Raw genomic sequence first — 19,301 nt, 5'->3', positions numbered from 1 at the left:
GCCGGAGCCGCTTGAATGAAGCGGCGAGGAATAGATGCTCTGGTATATTCAGTTTGCTGACAAGCTTTCGGGCTGGTTCGGCAAGGGTTTCGGATGGCTGATCATCCTGATGACCTTCGGTGTCAGCTACGAGGTCTTCGTGCGATACCTTCTGAATGCCCCCACCACCTGGTCGCTCGACGTTTCCTTCATCATGTATGGAAGCCTGTTCATGGTCGGCGGGGCCTATACCCTGTCGCGTGGCGGCCATGTGCGCGGGGATTTCCTGTATCGCCTCTGGAAGCCCCGTACCCAGGCCGCTGTCGACCTGGTTCTCTACATCTTCTTCTTCTTTCCCGGCATCCTGGCCCTGATGATCCGTGGCTGGGACTATGCCGAGCGGGCCTGGAGCTATGGCGAGGTCAGCGTGAACAGCCCGGCCGGTGTGCCGATCTATCAGTTCAAGACCGCCATGGCCCTGGCGGCGCTCCTACTGGTGATTCAGGGCGTCGCTCAGGTCTTCCGCTGTATCCTCTGCATGCGTGAGGGCTATTGGCGCCTGCCGGAAGAGGATGTGCAGGAGACCGAGGACATGCTGCTGCACTCGGGCCCGGAGCACGAGATGACGGGCCCCGACAGTGACAAGCATAAACTCTGAACCCGATGCGCCTGCCGAGGCTGCATCTTTCGTCGAGAACAATTTTGAACGGAGCCGCTGAACGTGACTGACCCCCAAGTCGCCCTGTTGATGCTGGCCGTCTTCATCGTGCTTGTGTTCCTGGGTTTTCCCATTGCCTTCACGCTGATGGCCCTGGGCATGTTCATGGGCTATTACGCCTATTTCGAGCCCAACCGTATGTGGCGCGAATACCTGCGCCTGGAGGACGCCGATTGGTGGACCTCGGCCACGAGCTGGCTGGACGGCTTGCTCAACAGCCGGATCTTCGACCTCTTCGTCAACCAGACCTATACGGTCATGTCGAACGAGGTTCTGACCGCCGTTCCGCTGTTCCTCTTCATGGGCTATATCGTCGAACGGGCGAACATCGTCGACCGCCTGTTCTCGACCCTGAATGTCGCGGCCAAGAACGTGCCGGGTTCCATGGGCGTGGCCGCGTTGATTACCTGCATGCTGTTTGCCACGGCGACGGGTATCGTGGGCGCCGTGGTGACCCTGATGGGCCTGCTGGCCCTGCCGGCCATGCTGAAGGTGCGCTACAACACCAGTTTCGCCAGCGGCATCATCTGTGCCGGCGGTACGCTCGGCATCCTGATCCCGCCGTCGATCATGCTGATTGTCTATGCCGCATCCTCGGGCGTGTCCATCGTGCGGCTCTATGCGGGCGCCTTGCTGCCGGGCCTCGTGCTGGTCGGGCTCTACATAACCTATGTGGTCGGCCGGTCGATCCTGCAGCCCAGCGCCGCGCCAAAGCCCACCAAGGAAGAGGTGCCCGATATCTCTCTTCCGAGGCTGCTGTTGATGCTGGCGACCTCCTTCCTGCCACTGGCCTTCCTGATCCTGGCGGTCCTGGGCTCGATCCTCTTCGGCCTGGCGACACCGACGGAAGCCGCTGCAGTGGGGGCACTGGGCGGCATGCTGCTGGCCGTGATCTATCGGGCCATGACGTTCCAGCGCCTGCGGGAATCCGTCTACCTGACGGTGCGCACCACGGCGATGGTCTGCTGGCTGTTCGTCGGCTCCTATGTCTTCTCGTCGGTGTTCTCCTACCTGGGTGGCGAGCAGTTGATCTCGCAGTTCGTCGAGGGACTTGACCTGACGCCATTGCAGTTCCTGCTGCTGGCACAGCTGATCATCTTCCTGCTGGGCTGGCCGCTGGAGTGGTCGGAGATCATCATCATCTTCGTGCCGATCTTCCTGCCGCTGCTGCCGATGTTCGGGATCGACCCCCTGTTCTTCGGCATCCTGGTGGCGCTGAACCTGCAGACCAGCTTCCTGACACCGCCCATGGCGATGTCGGCATACTACCTGAAGGGAATCGCGCCGCCCGAAGTGCAGCTGACGCAGATCTTCAAGGGCGTGTTGCCCTTCCTGTTCATGGTTTTCCTTGCCATGGCCCTGATCTACAACTTCAACGAACTGGTTTTCTATCTGCCGCAGGTGTTCTATGGCCGCTAAGAACAAGAGCATACAGACACGCAAGGGGCAGCTAGATGCCCAGCTCGACCTCAGCGCGGTCGAGCTGCGGGATCGCATGGTCCGGGGCCAGCTCAAGGTGGAGGAGGTGGCCCAGGGCTATCTGGACCGCATTGCCGAGCGCGAAGGCGAGGTGCAGGCCTGGACCTGGCTGGACAGCGATCACGTGCTCGAGCAGGCGCAGGCTCTCGACAAGTATCGCGGCACGGGACGCGCCACCGGTCCGCTGCACGGTCTACCGGTTGCGCTCAAGGACATCATCGACACCCGGCGCATTCCCACCGAGAACGGAACCGTCATCGACGAAGGACGGGTTCCCGGCGATGATGCCTATGTGGTCGAACGCTTGAAGGCGGCCGGCGCAATCGTCATGGGCAAGACCGTGGCCACCGAATTGGCCTACCGCCAGCCCGGCAAGACGCGCAATCCCCACAATCCCGAGCATACTCCCGGTGGCTCGTCGTCGGGCTCGGCGGCGGCGGTGGCCGCGGGCATGGTGCCGCTGGCGATCGGGACGCAGACAGACGGATCGGTGATCCGGCCGGCCGCCTATTGCGGCGTGGTCGGGTTCAAGCCCAGTTTCGGTGCGATTCCCCGGCGCGGGATTCTGACGCAATCGCCCAGCCTGGATACTGTCGGCGTGTTTGCCCGCACCCTCCAGGATGCGGCCCTGCTTGGGGATTGCCTGTTCGGTCATGACGAGGCGGACAGTGCCACCGAGCCGACGCCGCCGCCGCGCATGCTGAAGACGGCCCAGGCGGATGTGCCGGTCACGCCGATGATCACGTTCGTGCGGCCACCCGGCTGGGACGAAGCCGATTCCCAGACACAGATGGCCATGAAGGAGCTGACCGACCTGCTGGGTCAGGGCTGCTTCGAGGCCCTGCTGCCCAATGTGTTCGAAGAAGCGCCGACGATCCGGGAGCGGATCAATTTCGCCGAGATGGCGAAATGCTACTATACCTACGAACGCCGGGGCTGGGATCAGCTGTCCGAGCCCCTGCGCACGGCGATGGACAAGGGCAAGCAGATTCCGGCCCGCGACTATATTGCCGCCCTGGATTGGCCGAACGTGCTGAATGCGGGGCTGGCCGAGATCTTCCAGCGTTGCGATGTCCTCCTGACGCCGGCCACGCCAACGCCCGCGCCGGCTGGCCTGGAAAGCACAGGCAACTCGGTCTTCAATGGCGTCTGGACGCTCTGCGGCCTGCCTGTGGTCACCATTCCGTTGCTGGAAGCGGAGAACGGGTTGCCCATGGGTGTACAATTGATCGGACGCAAGGGAGACGATGCGCGCCTGCTGCGTACGGCCCGTTGGCTGGCGCTGCAGATGACGGAGTCCCCCGAACTGCTGGAGGCTAAAGCATGACGGACCGTATCATGGCCCTGGTGGCCTACCTGTTTCTTTTGGGCTTCCTGGTGGTCCTGGCTGTCGGCGTTCCGCACATCGACCTTATCCTGGTCGTGATCATAACGCTGGTCCTGGCGGGCTGGGATTTCTGGAAGCATTCGGGAAAGTCCGACTCCAAGCTGTGAGGTCACGCCCTGGCGCAGGCCGAAGCGATCTCTCCGGCCTGACGCGCATTGGCCAACAAGAGAGCTCGATTGGCGGCCAAAGTCGCACCCTCGCTTATCCCGTGCAGGCGCGACAGCAGGAAGGGGGTTACCGCCTTTCCCGTTATTCCCTCGCTCGAGGCTTCCTGTAGCGCCTGCTCGATCCAGGCATCCAGCTTCGCAGAGGGCAGGGCGGCCTTCTCCGGGACCGGGTGTGCCAACAGCAGTCCGTTGCCGCCCAGCTGCCAATGGGCATGCAGCAGAGCCGCAGCCTCGGTTGCGCTGCCCACGCGCTGGTCCAGGCAGAGGCCGCTGCTGCGCGTATAGAAAGCCGGGAACTCGCTGCAATCCAGCCCCACAACCGGCACCGAAAGACTCTCCAGCAGCTCTAGGGTTCGCGGCAGGTCCAGGATGGACTTGGCGCCCGAGGCCACCACCGCCACCGGGCTGCGCGCCAGTTCCATGAGGTCGGCGGAGATGTCGAAGGTCATGTGACTGTTGCGATGCGCCCCGCCGATGCCGCCGGTGGCGAAGAGTCGGATGCCGGCCAGTGCGGCCAGGCGTGCCGTGGCCGAAACCGTGGTGGCGCCGTCCCGGCTGCCGGTCATGGCCGATCCCAGGTCACGGCTGCCGAGCTTGGCAATGGCTGCGCCGTTCCGTGCAAAATGCTCCAGCCGGGTCTCGTCCAGGCCGATGACCGGACGGCCGCCAACCACGCCGATGGTGGCCGGTAGCGCGCCGGCGTCACGCACCTCGGATTCCATGGCCCAAGCCGTTTCCAGGTTATCGGGCCAGGGCAGGCCCTGGGCGATGACGGTGGATTCCAGTGCCACCACGGGCTGCCCGGCCTGCAGGGCCGCGGCCACGTCGGGGGCGATCTCCAAGGGGGGCCTGCTCACAGCGGATGGCTCAGTTCCCGGCGCAGGGCCAGCACACGTTCCTCAAGCTGATGGGGTTCATAGGGCTGCTTGTCCTGCTTGCCCCAGATCGGGCCCGGCCAGGCGGGATCGTCGGCAAAGCGTGCGATCACGTGCACATGGAGCTGCGGTGTCATGTTGCCGAGTGCGGCCACGTTCACCTTGTCCGGACTGAAAAGCCGGCTCAGTGCCTGGGAGCAGATCGTGATCTCGTCGCAGACGCGGTACTGGTCCATGGGGTCCAGGTCATGGAAATCCTTCTTGTTCGGCCGCTGGGGAACCAGGACCAGCCAGGGCCAGGCCGCGTCGTTCATCAGCAGCAGGCGCGAGAGTCTGAGGTCCATGACCTCGACGCCGTCGCGCGTCAGGTCCGGGTGCAGTTCGAAGTTCTCCGTCATGGAAGGGACCTCCCGTTTCGTCTTGTTCACAAAGGTTCCAGTACTGCGCCGCAGGTGCAACGGAAAAGCCGGCCCCCAGTCTATGACATTTCCAGAGCCCTGGCCGGTTTCGTAACACAGGCCTGCATGGTTATGCTTGCCGGCCTACGCAGTTCACGGGGAAGGACACATGGCTCTCGATTTCAGGTATCGCCGTCTCGGGTATGTTGCACTCAATGTCACCGATCTCGATCGCTCCGCCAGGTTCTACGAATCCCTTCTGGGCCTGCAGCAGACAGGAGAGACCGGGACCGGCGAGCGGCTGTTCCGCTGCAGTCCGCGGCATCACGACATCATTCTCCACCAGGCGCACGAGCCGGGACTGCGGCGCGTGGGATGGCAGATGGAAAGCGTGGAGGACCTGCACCATGTGCGCAGGCACCTGGCGTCCCTCGGCTGTCCCATTCAAGAGGTGGACAGTGAGGAGAGTGCGGACCTGGGCATCCGCGACGCCTTCCGCGTCAGCGAACCCAACACGGGCGCCACCTTCGAATACTTCCATTCCTTCGAGGAAGCGGACCGGCCGTTCACGCCAACGCACACCAAGATCGAGCGGCTGGGCCATGTGGTCCTGGGCGCAAGTGACCATGCCCGGACCGAGCAGTTCCTGCTTGAGCAGTTGAACTTCCGTGCCTCCGACAGGATCGAGGGCGCCATTACCTTCATGCGCTGCTTCCCCAATCCGCTGCATCACTCCCTGGGCCTCGCCCATGCGTCTGCCAACCACTTTCACCACGTCAATTTCATGGTCACCGACGTGGATGATATCGGGAAGGCATTCTGGCGCATGAAGAAGAACGATGTGCCCATCGTCTTCGGGCCGGGCCGGCATCCGCCCTCGGAGTCCATGTTCCTCTATTTCCTCGACCCCGATGGCCTGACCGTGGAGTACAGCTTCGGCATGGAGGAGTTTCCCGAAACGGGTCCGCGTCCGCCCAGAACCTTGCCGCGCACGCCGGCCTCCATGGACTACTGGGGCGCCGTTCCGGAACCGCGGATGGGACGTATCGGCGGGATCGAGTCGCTCTGAAGCTTCACGGCAAAGCTGCAGCGAAGCCTTTGTGAAGGCCCGGCAAGCCTGGGCCGGACACGTGCCTTCCGGCACAGTCCGGCCCAGGTCCCCTGCCAGTTCAGTCGAGCTTCCCGTTCAGTAGGGGCTGTCGGGGTAGTAGTAGTCCTCGGCGTTCTCCGGCGTCACCAGGACCGAGCCGATGATGAACTCGCCCGAGACCGGGATGTTCGCGACATACCGCAGGGCCGTCATCTCGATGGCCGTGGCCGCCATCGCCGGCGGGTAGGTGACGTCGACGGGAACCTGCGGGTCGCCTTCCATGATGCGCTTGACCATTTCCTTCATGGCGGCGCCGCCGACCACCCACATCTCGTCGGAACGGTCGGCCTGGTCGATGGCGGCGAGCGCCCCCATGGCCATGTCGTCGTCGGCCGCCCAGACCGCGTCGATCTCGTCGAAGCGGGAGAGGAAGTCCTGCATCACCGTGAAGGCGTCGTCGCGGTTCCAGTTGCCGTGCTCCATGCCCAGGATCTCGATGCCCGAGCCCTCGATGGCCTTCTGGAAGGCCTCCACGCGTTCATTGTCGATGGTGGTGGGAATGCCACGCAACACCACGATCTTGGAGCCCTCCTCCAGGTTTTCGGCGAAGTATTCGCCCGCCGTGCGCCCGAAGCCCGGGTTGTCACCCGCGACGTAGAGGTCCTCGATCCCTTCCTGTGCCAGGCCGCGGTCGACCACCGTCACCCAGGTTCCGGAATCGGCCACGCGTTTCACCGGACCCGTCAGGGGTTCGGACTCGAAGGGCAGGACCACCAGCGCGTCGATTTCGCGGGCGGCGACCATGTCCTCGATGTCGTTGACCTGCTTGGAGGGATCGGAGGCCGTCGCCATCACGAAGTCGAGTTGCTCGTACTGCTCCTCGAGCCGGTCCACGGCCTGCTTGGCGTGGTAGTTCATGCCGCCCGCCCAGCCGTGGGTGGCGGCGGGAATGGAAACGCCGATTACCGTGGTTTCTTCGTCCTGGGCCATGGCCGGCACGGCCATGGTCATGGCGAATGCCGCTGCTGTTGCGGCGATGCCGTTTCTGAATGTCATCATAACCTCCCTTGCTTCTGCCGCTTGCGCGGCTGTTGCCTGGTCGTCACCGCAGGGCGGCTCTGCCGCGCTGCAGAACGACGGCCAGGATGATGATTGCGCCCTGGATGGCGCCGTTGAGATAGGGGCTGACGGCGTCCGTGAGGTTCAGGATGTTGCCGATCAGGCTGAGGACAAGGACGCCGATGACCGTCCCCCAGACGCGCCCGAAACCGCCCTTGAGCACCGTTCCTCCGATGATGACGGCGGCGATGGCCTCCAGCTCCCACAGCACGCCGGTGGCCGATGAAGCTGAGCCGAGGCGGGGCACGTACATGATTGTCGCCACCGCCACCAGAAGGCCCAGCAGGACGAAGGTGGCCGTGCGGACCCGGTCCACATGGACGGCGGAGTAGCGGGCGACCTGCTCGTTCGAGCCGATGGCGGCGCAATGCCGGCCAAAGGGGGTGTGGCGCAGGACGATCTCGCCGACGAGCGCCACCAGAGCAAAGACGAGGATCGGCCAACTGACGCCCAGGATGCCTTCGTAATAAACGGGCCTGTAGATCTCACGCAGCTGGAAGTCGAGCGAAAGCGTGCCCCCGTCCGCCAGCCAGGTGACCAGCGAGCGATAGATGCCCATGCTGCCAAGCGTGACGATGAACGCCTCGATGCGTGCGCGGGCCACCAGCAGGCCGTTGATCGCCCCGGCGACGAGACCCGTCAGCAGCGCCGCGGCTACGCCGACGAGGATCACACCGACGCCCGGTCCCATGACCGGCAGGAGGCCGTTCATCACCATGATCATCAGTCCGGCAATGAAGGCCGCCATGGAGCCCACCGAGAGATCCAGCCCCCCGGCGGTGATGACGAAGGTCATGCCCACCGCGATGATGCCGATGAAGGCGGAGCGGGCCAGGACGTTGGTGATGTTGGCGTAGCTGAGGAAGTTCTCGTGCAGCGCAATGCCGATGAGAAACAGGACGATCAGCGCCAGCAGGGGGCCGAGCGCATGCAGGTTGATCCGCAGCGTACGCCGCGCAGGAGCAGCAGAGCGGTCGGCCTGGCTCATGATGTGACCTCCTCGGTGCTCAGGCCCATGGCGAGCCGCAGGATGGACTGCTCGGTGATGTCGCTGCCTGACAGCTCGCCGGCGATGCGCCCGGTTTGCATCACCACCACCCGGTCGGAGAGGCCAATGACCTCGGTCATCTCGGAGGATATCACGATTACGCTGCGTCCCTCGGCGGTGAGCTTGTGAATGAACTCGTAGATCTGCCGCTTGGCGCCGATATCGATGCCGCGGGTTGGTTCGTCGATGATCACCACTTGCGGATCCGCCAGCATGGTCTTGGCGAGCAGCAGCTTCTGCTGGTTCCCGCCCGACAGGTTGCCGGCGGGCATGTCGCGGTCGGGAATGCGGATATCGTAGTCCACCGCCGCCTGATCCAGCGCCGCGTCCTCGGCCCGACGATCGATGAGCCCGTTGGAGAAGCGGTCGAGCGCCAGCAGGGTCAGGTTCTCGCGCAGCGACTTGTTCATGAGCAGCCCGCGGGACTTCCGGTCTTCGGTGAGGTAGACGAGGCCGGTGCGCCGCGCGGCATCGACCGAGCCGGGACGAAGGAGGCGCCCCTGGAGGCGCACGCTGCCGCTGCGCGGGCGCAGGCCCACGACGCTCTCCATCAGCTCCGTGCGCCGCGCGCCGATGAGGCCGGCGAAGCCGAGGATCTCGCCCCGGCGTAGCGTGAAGGAGGCATTCTCGACCAGGCCGGGGACGGAGACATTCTCCGCCTCCAGCGCCTGTTCGGAGCCCGCGTGCCCGCTGCGGGCGGGAAACAGGTCAGACATCTCGCGCCCGACCATGGCGTTGGCCATGCGATCGCTGTCCAGTTCGCCTGCCGCCGCCGAAAGCACCATGCGGCCGTCGCGAAGCACGGTCACGCGGTCGGCAATGCGCTCAACCTCGTCGAGCTTGTGCGAGGTGTAGAGGATCGCCGTTCCCTGGGCGCGCAGCCGTTCGATCTGTTCGAACAGGATGTCGATCTCGCGGCGGGTGAGGGCCGCGGTCGGCTCGTCCATGACCAGCACGCGGGCGTTCTTCGACAGGGCCTCGGCGATCTCCACCATCTGCTTGTCGGAAACGGAGATATCACGCGTGGTGGCATCCACGTCCACCCGGCACTGCAGCTGGTCGAGCAGCGCGCGGGTCTCAGCCCGCATCGCGCGATGGTCGAGAAAGGGGCCGCGGCAGCGCTCGCGGCCGAGGAAGATGTTCTGGACCACTGTCAGCTGGTCGGCGAGGTTGAATTCCTGGTGGATCATGGCGAGCCCGTGCGCTTCCGCCTGTTCGACCGAGGACAAGCGGACGGACTGGCCGTCCAGCATCACCGTCCCCTCACTGGGCGTCAGATAGCCGCAGAGGATCTTCATGGCGGTGGACTTGCCGGCGCCGTTCTCGCCGATCAGGGCGTGGACCTCGCCCGGACGCAGGTCGAAATCGAGGTCGAAGAGAACCTGCACCGGTCCGAAGCGATGCGAGACGCCCGCGAGCGCGGCGACGGCCTCCGGAGTGCTCATCGCGGCCTCACCCAGGCCGCGTCGCGGGCCGAGGAGCGCACGCAGGCGTCCACGAAGGCCACACCGCGCAGGCCGTCGTTCACGGATGGCAGCAGATTCGCCGGGGCGGGCCGACCCTCGCGTCGGGCGCGGATCGCCTCGGCCGCTTCGGCATAGAGGTTGGCAAAGGCCTCCAGGTAGCCTTCAGGGTGCCCGGGCGGGATGCGACTGCTGGCGGTGTTGCCCGGCGTGGCGCCGGCGCCGTTGCGGGTGTAGAGGCGCTTGGGTTCGCCGTGGCGGGTCACCCACAGCCGGCCCGGTTCCTCTTGGAACCACTCCAGGCCGCCGCGGTCGCCGAAAATCCGCAGGCGCAGCCCGTTCTCCACGCCCGGGGCTACCTGCGAGCACCAGAGCAGTCCCTTCACGCCGCTCTCGAAGCGCAGCATCACATGGGCATTGTCGTCGAGCCGTCGGCCCGGTGCGAAGCTGTCGAGGTCGGCGCTCAGCCGATCCAGCTCCAGCCTTGTCACGAACTGGGCCAGGTTGAAGGCGTGGGTGCCGATGTCGCCAATGGCACCACCGGTGCCGGAGCGATCGGGGTCCGTGCGCCATTCCGCCTGCTTCACCCCCTGCTGCTCCACCGGTTCCGTCAGCCAGTCCTGCGGATACTCCACGTTCACCAGCCGCAGCCTGCCGAGTTCCCCGTCGGCCACCATCTCCCGTGCCTGGCGGATCATGGGATAGCCGGTGTAGTTGTGGGTCAGGATGAAGAGGGCCTTCGACCTTTCCGCCAGCCGGGCGAGCCGGCGCGCCTCGGGCAGGGTGCCGGTCAGCGGCTTGTCGCAGATGACATCGATGTCGCGCTTCAGGAACTCGCGCGCGACCGCGTAGTGGAGATGGTTGGGCGTGACCACGGCCACCGCCTCGATGCCGTCCTTCCGCCGGGCCTCGCGCTTCGCCATCTCGGCGTAGGTGTCGTAGATTCGCGGCAGGCCCACGGCCTCGCCCGAGGCACGGGCCTTGTCTGGGGTCGAGGAGAGTGCACCGGCCACCAGTTCGTAGTGTCCGTCCAGGCGCGCCGCGATGCGATGGACGGCGCCGATGAAGGCATCGGCCCCGCCGCCCACCATGCCGAGACGCACACGCTCAGCCATGGCCGCGGTCCAGTCCCAGCATGCGCCGGTTGGCCGCTTCGTCGGTCCCGGCGCCGGCGAAGTCGTCGAAGGCCTTGTCGGTCACGCGGATGATATGGTCGCGCACGAACTGTGCGCCTTCGCGGGCGCCGTCCTCGGGATGCTTGAAGGCGCATTCCCATTCCACCACGGCCCAGCCGCCGAAGCCGTGCCGGGTAAGCTCGGAGAAGATGGCCCCGAAGTCCACCTGGCCGTCGCCAAGCGACCGGAAGCGGCCGGCACGCTCCGTCCAGGGCTGGAATCCGCCGTAGACGCCCTGCTTGCCCGTGGGGTTCAACTCGGCATCCTTGACGTGAAACATGCCGATGCGCTCGTGGTAGATCTCGATGTTGGCGATGTAGTCCAGCGCCTGCAGGACGTAGTGCGAGGGGTCGTAGAGCATCTGCGCGCTGGGGTGCTGATCGAGGCGGTCCAGGAACATCTCGAAGCTGATGCCGTCGTGCAGGTCCTCGCCGGGGTGGATCTCGAAGCAGAGATCGACGCCGTTGTCCCGGGCGTGATCGAGCAGGGGGCGCCAGCGGCGGGTGAGTTCGTCGAAGGCCGTGTCGATCAGGCCCGGCGGGCGCTGCGGCCAGGGATAGACGTAGGGCCAGGCCAGCGCGCCAGAGAAAACGGCGAGCTTGCTGAGCCCGAGATTGCGCGAGGCCGTGATGGCCTTGTGCACCTGGTCCACGGCCCAGGCCTGCCGTGCCTTCGGGTCGCCGCGCACCTCGGAGGCCGCGAAGCCGTCGAAAGCTTCGTCATAGGCGGGATGGACGGCGACCAGCTGGCCCTGGAGGTGGGCGGAGAGCTCGGTGATCTGGATGCCGTTCTCGGCGGCACGACCCTTGAGGTCTTCGCAGTAGCCTGTCGACTCTGCCGCCTGCGCCAGGTCCATCAGGCGCGTGTCCCAGCTTGGAACCTGAACGCCGATATAGCCGCAATCCGCCGCCCAACGCGTGATGCTGTCCCAGGAGTTGAAGGGCGCCTCGTCGTCGGCGAACTGCGCGAGGAACAGCGCAGGGCCCTGGATGGTCTTCATGTTTCCTCCCGTCGCTGGCGTGGTCTCAGGGCAGATTGCCGTGGCCGCGCTTCTGTACTCGGTTCAGGTAGTGTATGAAGGGAATGTAATCGATTACAAGAGGGAATCGAAGCGTGCCGAGACCGCCGATGAGGATCCGCCGATGAACGACGGCCAGGGGCCCGGGAAGCGCCCGCCGCGCATTGTGGACGTGGCCGAGGCGGCAGGTGTTTCCACCGCCACGGTCAGCCGCGCCCTGTCACGGCCCGAGACGGTTACGGCCACAACCCGGCATGCCGTCCTCGCCGCCGTGGAGCGCATCGGCTACACCGTCAATCATGCCGCCAGCAACCTGCGCCGGCAGCGCTCGGGCGGGATCGTGGCACTTGTCCCGAATCTGGCCAATCCCTTCTTCTCCGAGATTCTGGGGGGCATCGCCGAGGTGCTGTCGCCGGCCGGCTACAATCTGTTGATCGCCGATACGCGCGGCGGTTCGAATCCACTGGACTACGCCGACCGTCGACGCGCGGACGGGCTGATCGCCCTGGACGGCGCGATTCCGGCGGATGCCCTGGTGCGTGGCGGCCGCGGCGGTTCACCACCGCCCACCGTGCTCGCCTGCGAATGGATCGAGGGATTGCAGGCACCGCGGGTGCGTATCGACAATGCGGCCGCCGCGGAGCTCGCGATCGCTCACCTGGCCGGGCTCGGCCATCGGCGCATCGGCCATGTCCAGGGGCCGCCGGGCAACGTGCTGACGCAGACGCGGCAAATGGGCGTGGAACAGGCGCTGGCGGCGCGGGGGCTGGAGGTGCGGGGAGACTGGTTCCTGCCGGGGGACTTCTCCTATGCTTCGGGCCAACGCGCCGCCCGGGCCTGGCTCGAGCTGACGGATCGTCCCACGGCCCTGTTCTGCGCCAGCGACGCCATGGCCTGCGGACTGATGGGGGAACTGCAGCGCCGCGGCGTGAAACTGCCAGACGACCTGTCCGTCGTCGGGTTCGACGGCATCGAGCTGGCGGCCCACCTGGCGCCAGCACTTGCCACGATCCGGCAGCCGCGACGCGAGATCGGGCGGACCGCCGCCCGGGCATTGCTCGACCTACTGGCGAGCGAGGCGACACTGCCGCTCTCAGACCAGGTCCTGCCCGTCGAGTTCCTGAGCGGAGGCAGTGCCGGACCGGCATGACGCCTGGCGCGGTGCGGCAGCGAGGGCTGGTCAAGACGTGCCGGATCGCCATATCCTGAACCATGCCACGACGCGAACTCCGACCCGAAAGCTGGCTCTATGTGACCGACCAGGGCCTGTACTGCGCACCCGGGGATTTCCATGTCGATCCGCATCGCGCCGTGCCGCGCGCGCTGGTCACTCATGGCCATGCCGACCATGCGCGTCCCGGACACGACAAGGTCCTGGCCACGGCCGAGACGCTGGCCATCATGCGCAGCCGCTACACGGACAAGGCGGGCCGCGAACAGCAGGCACTGGCCCATGGAGAGGTGATCGATATCGGCGAGGCACGGGTCCAGCTGGTGCCGGCAGGCCATGTACTTGGCTCGGCCCAGGCGGTGCTGGAGTATGATGGTCAGCGCATCGTGGTCTCCGGCGACTACAAGCGGCGGGAGGATCCCACCTGTGCACCCTTCGAGCCGGTGCCCTGCGACGTCTTCATCACGGAAGCCACCTTCGGGCTGCCGGTGTTCCGCCATCCCGATCCGGACCGGGAGGTCGACAAGCTGCTGAACTCGATGCGGCTCTTTCCCGAGCGCACGCACGTGGTGGGCGTCTATGCTCTGGGCAAGGCGCAGCGAGTGATCGCGCTGCTGCGCCGTGCAGGCTATGACGCGCCGATCTACATCCACGGCGCGCTGCAAGAACTTTGCGAGCTCTATCGCGCCCACGGGGTCGAACTGGGCGAGCTGCGTCCGGCCACCGCCAGCCAGAAGGAGGAGATGGCGGGGGCCCTGGTGCTGGCGCCGCCCTCGGCCATCGCTGACCGCTGGGCGCGGCGGCTGAGCGAGCCGGTGATCGCCATGGCCTCGGGCTGGATGCAGGTGCGCCAGCGTGCCCGCCAGCGCGGCGTGGAGCTGCCGCTGGTGATTTCCGATCATGCCGACTGGGACGAGCTGACGGACACCTTCGCCGATGTGGGTGCGCCGGAGATCTGGGTTACCCACGGCAACGAGGAGGCGCTGATCCATTTTGCGCAGCAGCAGGGCCTGCACGCCCGCGCCCTGTCGCTGATCGGTCGCGGCGATGAGGAGCAGGAGGCCGTCTGAGACCCATGGAGCGTTTCGCCCTCCTGCTCGATCGCCTCAGTCTGACGCCCGGGCGCAACGACAAGCTGCGCCTGATGGTGGACTATTTCGCGCAGGAGCCCGACCCCGATCGCGGATGGGCGCTGGGCGCGCTGACCGGCACGCTGGATTTCCGCAGCGCCAAGCCGGCCCAGGTGCGCGCGCTGGCCGAGGAACGCCATGATCCGGTGCTGTTCCGCTGGTCCCACGACTATGTGGGCGACCTGGCGGAGACGGTCTCGCTGATCTGGCAGGCCCGGGCCGGCGCCAACCGCCCGCCGGAGCTGAACGAGATCGTCGAGCGCCTGCAGGAGGCGCCGCGCGCCCAGGTGCCGGGCCTGCTGGAAGGCTGGCTGGATGCCTTGGACGCCACGGGCCGCTGGGCGCTGTTGAAGTTCATCACCGGCGGCCTGCGCGTGGGCGTCTCCGAACGTCTGGCCAAGACCGCGCTGGCCGAGTTTGGCGACTGCGATGTCGGCGAGATCGAGGAGCTGTGGCACGGCCTGGCGCCGCCCTACGAAGCGCTCTTCGCCTGGCTGGAGGGGCAGGGCGCGCGTCCCCAGCCGGACCGCAGCGCCGCCTTCCGTCCGCTGATGCTGGCCCATCCGCTGGAGGAGCGCGAGGTGGAGAGCCTGGAGCTGGAGAACTTCGCCGTGGAGTGGAAGTGGGACGGCATCCGTGTGCAGCTGGTCGCCTATGACGGCAAGGCCCGGCTGTTCAGCCGCACGGGCGAGGAAATCAGCCACAGCTTCCCCGACGTGCTGGAGGGGGTGAACTTCGAGGCCGTCCTGGACGGCGAGTTGCTGGTAATGCGGGACGGCGAAGTGGCGCCCTTCAACGACCTGCAGCAGCGCCTCAACCGCAAGTCCGTGACCGCGGCCGGCCTGCGCAAGCATCCGGCCCACATCCGCCTCTACGACCTGCTGTTGGAGGGCGATGCGGACCTGCGCGATCTCTCCTTCACCGAGCGCCGCCGCCGGCTGGAGGACTGGTACGCCCGCCACCGGCCACCGCGCATGGACCTCTCGCAGCTGGTTGTGGCCGACGACATGGAGACCCTGGCCCGCCTGCGCGCCGAAGCGCGGCAGCAGGGGCTGGAGGGCCTGATGCTCAAGCGTCGCGACAGCAGCTACGTCGCCGGCCGACCACGCGGGCTGTGGTACAAGTGGAAGCGCGACCCGCTGTCGCTGGACGCCGTGCTGATGTATGCCCAGCGCGGCCACGGCAAGCGCAGCTCCTTCTATTCCGACTACACCTTCGGCGCCTGGACCGAGGCGGGCGAGCTTGTGCCGGTGGGCAAGGCCTATTCCGGCTATACGGACGCGGAACTGAAGAAGCTGGACAAGTGGGTGCGCGATCATACCGTGGAGCGCTTCGGCCCGGTGCGTGCCGTCGCCCCCGGCCTGGTCTTCGAGGTGGTCTTCGACGCCGTCCAGCCCTCCACCCGCCACAAGTCCGGACTGGCCATGCGCTTCCCGCGCATCAGCCGCATCCGCTGGGACAAGCCGGCCGCCGAGGCGGACCGGCTGGAGACCCTGCAGAAGCTGGTGGAGGAGTAAGGTGGCGCTGCGGGCTGAGCGGCCTGTGCCGAGATGTTTCGAGGCACCCCTGTGGGGTGCGCCTCAACATGAGGATAGGATTTAAAAAGCTGATATTAAACGATTATTATAATCCTGAGGTGCGAGCGTTAGCGAGCCTCGAAGGACCGGCCCCAAGCTCATACGGCAAACCGTCCGCCTTCGCCAGCACCGACATCCAGCTATTCGACCCGTCAAGCGTCACGAAGATTCGTCCCAGTCGCGCCCTGTCCCGCAAGCGCAGCCTGACCTCCAGCTCTCCGGACTCTCCAGGCTTCAGCAGGATGGCCGGTGTATCCTCACGGATGCTTCCATGGCGGAGCGAATGGCCATGGCGCTGGGTCGCATCGCGCAGCGCTCCGATCGTGGTGAAATGCATCTCGGCTGTGGTGGCCGCCTCTTCCAGCACGACAAAGCCCGCTAGGTCATCCGGCGTCAGTGCCGTCTCCGGCAGGGCCAGCACGAGATCGCCCGGCGCCCCGGCTTTCCGCAGAGTCAGAAAGGCCTCGTCCGGCCCCTCGCTCTGCAGCCGCACCGAAAGCTCCACCGGTACTGTCTTGCCGTCCGGTCCCGTGATAGTGGTCCGGATGCGGGAATGACTCTGGGATTGGAAAGCGGACCCCTGCCCGGCAAGCGTCAGAATGTCTTGCAGGCTCGGCAAGGCGGCGCCGTTGCCTGCTGTCGGCAAGGCCAAGCTTCCCATAAGCAGAAGGCTCACCAGCAACGATCTCATGACTCACGCCCTCTACAGGCCGAGCATTCCACGCTCGATCCATCCGAGCGTAAACCTGGCGAAGCGCCTCGGGCCAGCGGTCAAAGGGATTATCTCGATGGGGGCACAGTCTTGGAGTAGCGTCTGGGCTTGGGGCCGATTCTTCGAGGCCCGTCCCTGCGGACCGTGCACCTCAGAATGAGAATTATTATTTAATTTCAGCAATTTAACTAAAACCTCATGTTGAGGTTGCGCGAAGCGCACTCGAAGCATGCCGGCACAGGCCTTTCCGCAAGACCCACTCATCTTGTCCGCTTCAGTAAGGGCTCTCGAGCTCACCCAGTTCCACGTAGACGCTTTTCAGCTGGGAATAGTACTCGATGGCCGCCTTGCCGTTTTCGCGGCCGAGGCCGGACTGCTTGTAGCCGCCAAAGGGCATCTCGATGGGCGTGAGATTGTAGTTATTGATCCAGCAGATGCCGGCCTGCAGGCGGGCCACGGTGCGGTGGGCGCGGGTCAGGTCGCGGGTGAAGACGCCGGCGGCGAGGCCATAGGGCGTGGCGTTGGCGCGGGTGATGGCCTCCTCGTCGTCCTTGAAGGACAGAAGCGACAGCACGGGACCGAAAATCTCCTCGCGCACCAGGTTCATGTCGTCGTTGCAGGCATCGAAGATGGCCGGTGTGACGAAGCCGCCGCGGTCGAAGGGGGGTTCGGTCAGGCGCTGTCCGCCGGTCACCAGGCGCGCGCCTTCCTTCTGGCCATCGGCGATGGCCTGCATCACCTTCTCGGTGTGCTCAAGCGAGATGAGGGCGCCGACCTGAGTGTCGGGATCCAGGGGATCGCCGATCTTCAGCGCCTCGGTGCGCGCCACCAGACGCTCCAGGAAGGCGTCCTTGACGCTCTCGTGCACGAAGACCCGGGTGCCGTTGGAGCAGATTTCGCCGCCGCTGTAGAAGTTGCCCAGCATGGCGCCGGTCACGGCACGGTCGATGTCGGCGTCGTCGAAGATCAGGATGGGCGACTTGCCGCCGAGCTCGAGGGTGACCTGCTTCACCGTGCCGGCGGCATCGGCCATGATCTTGCGGCCGGTGCCGACCTCGCCGGTCAGCGAGACCTTGGCAATCTCCGGATGCCGGGTCAGCAGCTGCCCGGTCTCGGCAAAGCCGTGCACCACGTTGAAGACACCGTCGGGCAGTCCGGCCTCGCTGAGAATCTCGGCGACCTTCACGGCCGTCAGCGGGGTCAGCTCGGCCGGCTTGAAGATCATGGAGTTGCCGCAGGCGAGTGCCGGCGCCGCCTTCCAGCAGGCGATTTGCGTGGGGTAGTTCCAGGCGCCGATGCCGGCGCAGATGCCCAGCGGTTCGCGTCTGGTGTAGGCGAAGGACTGGCCGAGGTCTATGTGCTCGCCCGCCAGCCCGGCCGCGATGGCGCCGAAGTATTCCAGGCAGTCGGCGCCGCTGTTGATGTCCTCGACCGAGGTCTCCTGGATCGGGCGGCCGGTATCCAGGGTTTCCAGGCGGGCCAGCTCGTCGTTGCGGGCGCGCAGCAGATCGGCGGCCCGGCGCAGGATGCGTCCGCGTTCGGCGCAGGTCATGGCCGACCAGACGGCAAAGCCCTTGTGGGACGCCTCTACCGCGCGGTCGACGTCGGCCTTCCCGGCCTGGTGAACCCGGGCAATCACCTCGCCGGTGGCGGGGTTCAGGTTGTCGAAGGTCTCTCCGTCGGCGGCATCCTGATGCGTGCCGGCGATATAGAGCTTGCAGTTCTGTATCTCGGCCATGGTCTCTTGCCTTTTCGCGTTCGTTCGGGGGTCAGACCCGGCTGCGCCGCCGCGAACCGCGTCGCCCGGCGCTTTCGCCGGGTTTCTCGCCACGTCCGCCGGCGGAGATGGCGCCCAGCTCCCGGGTGATGTCCTCCACCGACGGGCTGTCGCCGGGTTCGGTGGTTTCCAGCACGTGGCGCATGCTGCGGATATGCTCCGGCGTGGTGCCGCAACAGCCGCCGATGATACGCGCCCCGGCGTTGCGGGCCAGCACGGCGTAGCGGGCCATCAATTCCGGTGTTCCATTGTAGCGTACTTCACCTTCCACGAACACGGGGATGCCGCAGTTGGCCTTGGCGACCAGGGTATCGGTGGGACCGGCCGCGTTGCGCATGTTGACCAGGGCGGCCACCATCTCGGCCGGGCCGGTGCCGCAGTTGCCGCCGAAGGCCAGCGGTTCGGAGGACGCCTGGTGGGCCAGCCGGCTCAGGTCTTCGGGCGTGACTCCCATCATGGTGCGCCCGTTGGTGTCGAAGGACAGCGTGCAGACAACGGGCAGGCCAGCCCTTGTTGCGCCTTCGATGGCGGCGTTGAGCTCGTCGGGCGAGGACATGGTCTCGATCCAGGCCACGTCGGCGCCGCCCTCGAGCAGTCCGGCGCACTGCGCGGTGAAGGCGGCCACCCCGTCCTCGTGCTTGAGGGGACCCAGCGGCACGAAGAGATCCCCTGTGGGGCCGACTGAGCCGGCGCAGACCACGTCCCGCCCGCTGCGGGCAATCTCTTCCTTCATCAGGCGCGCGGCTTCGCGGTTGATCTCGTGCACCTGCTCCTCGGCGCCGTGCAGCTTCAGCCGGTTGGCGGTGCCGCCGAAGGTATTGGTCAGCACGATGTCGGAGCCCGCCTCGATGAAGGAGCGATAGTGCCGCCGCACCTTGTCCGGCTCGGCCAGGTTCCAGAGCTCGGGCGCATCGCCGTGCTGCAGGCCCAGCGCAAAGAGGTTGGTGCCGGTCGCTCCGTCAGCCAGCAGCCAGGGGCGGTGGGAGAGCAGGTCTTGCAGCAGGTCGCTCATGAAAGG

The 19,301-nt window shown here is 66.2% G+C and carries 18 protein-coding genes; 8 read left to right on the top strand and 10 right to left on the bottom strand.

Annotated elements, in window-relative coordinates:
- Positions 1 to 34: 34 nt before the first annotated feature.
- The 4 genes from ACFOW6_RS14150 (at position 35) to ACFOW6_RS14135 (ending at position 3,670) form a co-directional block, all read left to right on the top strand.
- Positions 35 to 637 carry a TRAP transporter small permease subunit gene (locus ACFOW6_RS14150; RefSeq protein ID WP_382423049.1) on the top strand — a complete coding sequence of 201 codons (603 nt, stop codon included), beginning with the start codon at positions 35 to 37 and terminating at the stop codon, positions 635 to 637.
- A gap of 63 nt (positions 638 to 700) precedes the next feature.
- The gene (locus ACFOW6_RS14145) at positions 701 to 2,116 is read left to right on the top strand and encodes a TRAP transporter large permease (protein WP_382423048.1); all 1,416 of its coding nucleotides are present in this window, start codon (positions 701 to 703) and stop codon (positions 2,114 to 2,116) included.
- Positions 2,106 to 3,503, top strand: coding sequence for an amidase (locus ACFOW6_RS14140; RefSeq protein ID WP_382423047.1), 1,398 nt, complete (start codon positions 2,106 to 2,108; stop codon positions 3,501 to 3,503). The genes ACFOW6_RS14145 and ACFOW6_RS14140 overlap by 11 nt, the downstream gene beginning before the upstream one ends.
- Complete coding sequence (locus tag ACFOW6_RS14135) at positions 3,500 to 3,670, top strand: hypothetical protein (RefSeq protein WP_382423046.1); 171 nt, start codon at positions 3,500 to 3,502, stop codon at positions 3,668 to 3,670. Before ACFOW6_RS14140 ends, ACFOW6_RS14135 begins: the two co-directional genes overlap by 4 nt.
- 2 nt (positions 3,671 to 3,672) lie before the next feature.
- Here the strand turns inward: ACFOW6_RS14135 and ACFOW6_RS14130 are convergent, their stop codons facing one another.
- Positions 3,673 to 4,572 carry a pseudouridine-5'-phosphate glycosidase gene (locus tag ACFOW6_RS14130; RefSeq protein ID WP_382423045.1) on the bottom strand — a complete coding sequence of 300 codons (900 nt, stop codon included), beginning with the start codon at positions 4,570 to 4,572 and terminating at the stop codon, positions 3,673 to 3,675.
- A gap of 11 nt (positions 4,573 to 4,583) precedes the next feature.
- Complete coding sequence (locus tag ACFOW6_RS14125; RefSeq protein ID WP_382423044.1) at positions 4,584 to 5,003, bottom strand: HIT domain-containing protein; 420 nt, start codon at positions 5,001 to 5,003, stop codon at positions 4,584 to 4,586.
- 169 nt (positions 5,004 to 5,172) lie between these two features.
- Between ACFOW6_RS14125 and ACFOW6_RS14120 the strand changes: the two genes are divergently transcribed.
- Positions 5,173 to 6,072: a VOC family protein gene (locus ACFOW6_RS14120; RefSeq protein ID WP_382423043.1), complete on the top strand. Its 900-nt coding sequence runs from the start codon at positions 5,173 to 5,175 to the stop codon at positions 6,070 to 6,072.
- A gap of 117 nt (positions 6,073 to 6,189) precedes the next feature.
- Here ACFOW6_RS14120 and ACFOW6_RS14115 read toward each other — a convergent pair whose 3' ends face one another.
- Genes ACFOW6_RS14115 through ACFOW6_RS14095 form a run of 5 tightly spaced genes read right to left on the bottom strand, consistent with a single transcriptional unit; the run spans position 6,190 to position 11,898 of the window.
- Positions 6,190 to 7,152: an ABC transporter substrate-binding protein gene (locus tag ACFOW6_RS14115; protein WP_382423042.1), complete on the bottom strand. Its 963-nt coding sequence runs from the start codon at positions 7,150 to 7,152 to the stop codon at positions 6,190 to 6,192.
- A 43-nt stretch (positions 7,153 to 7,195) separates the two neighbouring features.
- Positions 7,196 to 8,200, bottom strand: a complete 1,005-nt coding sequence (locus ACFOW6_RS14110; RefSeq protein ID WP_382423041.1) for an ABC transporter permease — start codon at positions 8,198 to 8,200, stop codon at positions 7,196 to 7,198.
- Entirely contained in the window at positions 8,197 to 9,705 is a 1,509-nt protein-coding gene (locus tag ACFOW6_RS14105; RefSeq protein WP_382423040.1) for a sugar ABC transporter ATP-binding protein, read from the bottom strand. The genes ACFOW6_RS14110 and ACFOW6_RS14105 overlap by 4 nt, the downstream gene beginning before the upstream one ends.
- A complete protein-coding gene (locus tag ACFOW6_RS14100; RefSeq protein WP_382423039.1) occupies positions 9,702 to 10,838 on the bottom strand; it encodes a Gfo/Idh/MocA family protein in 1,137 nt (378 codons plus the stop codon). Before ACFOW6_RS14100 ends, ACFOW6_RS14105 begins: the two co-directional genes overlap by 4 nt.
- Complete coding sequence (locus ACFOW6_RS14095; protein WP_382423038.1) at positions 10,831 to 11,898, bottom strand: sugar phosphate isomerase/epimerase family protein; 1,068 nt, start codon at positions 11,896 to 11,898, stop codon at positions 10,831 to 10,833. The genes ACFOW6_RS14100 and ACFOW6_RS14095 overlap by 8 nt, the downstream gene beginning before the upstream one ends.
- Here ACFOW6_RS14095 and ACFOW6_RS14090 point away from each other — a divergent pair.
- From ACFOW6_RS14090 to ACFOW6_RS14080, 3 genes are all read left to right on the top strand, one after another.
- Positions 11,897 to 13,066: a LacI family DNA-binding transcriptional regulator gene (locus ACFOW6_RS14090; RefSeq protein ID WP_382423037.1), complete on the top strand. Its 1,170-nt coding sequence runs from the start codon at positions 11,897 to 11,899 to the stop codon at positions 13,064 to 13,066. The genes ACFOW6_RS14095 and ACFOW6_RS14090 overlap by 2 nt on opposite strands.
- A gap of 62 nt (positions 13,067 to 13,128) precedes the next feature.
- The gene (locus ACFOW6_RS14085) at positions 13,129 to 14,157 is read left to right on the top strand and encodes a ligase-associated DNA damage response exonuclease (protein ID WP_382423036.1); all 1,029 of its coding nucleotides are present in this window, start codon (positions 13,129 to 13,131) and stop codon (positions 14,155 to 14,157) included.
- 5 nt (positions 14,158 to 14,162) lie between these two features.
- A complete protein-coding gene (locus ACFOW6_RS14080) occupies positions 14,163 to 15,734 on the top strand; it encodes a cisplatin damage response ATP-dependent DNA ligase (RefSeq protein WP_382423035.1) in 1,572 nt (523 codons plus the stop codon).
- Between the two features lie 106 nt (positions 15,735 to 15,840).
- Here the strand turns inward: ACFOW6_RS14080 and ACFOW6_RS14075 are convergent, their stop codons facing one another.
- The 3 genes from ACFOW6_RS14075 to bmt form a co-directional block, all read right to left on the bottom strand.
- Positions 15,841 to 16,440, bottom strand: coding sequence for a hypothetical protein (locus ACFOW6_RS14075; protein ID WP_382423034.1), 600 nt, complete (start codon positions 16,438 to 16,440; stop codon positions 15,841 to 15,843).
- 340 nt (positions 16,441 to 16,780) lie between these two features.
- Complete coding sequence (gene betB, locus ACFOW6_RS14070) at positions 16,781 to 18,244, bottom strand: betaine-aldehyde dehydrogenase (RefSeq protein WP_382423033.1); 1,464 nt, start codon at positions 18,242 to 18,244, stop codon at positions 16,781 to 16,783.
- A gap of 31 nt (positions 18,245 to 18,275) precedes the next feature.
- Entirely contained in the window at positions 18,276 to 19,295 is a 1,020-nt protein-coding gene (bmt, locus tag ACFOW6_RS14065; RefSeq protein WP_382423032.1) for a betaine--homocysteine S-methyltransferase, read from the bottom strand.
- Positions 19,296 to 19,301 lie beyond the last annotated feature (6 nt).

The sequence above is a fragment of the Fodinicurvata halophila genome (assembly GCF_042651425.1).
GTDB lineage: Bacteria > Pseudomonadota > Alphaproteobacteria > Kiloniellales > DSM-21159 > Fodinicurvata > Fodinicurvata halophila.
The sequence above is the reverse complement of the archived record's forward strand: the minus strand, read 5'-3'. Positions and strand labels throughout refer to the sequence as shown.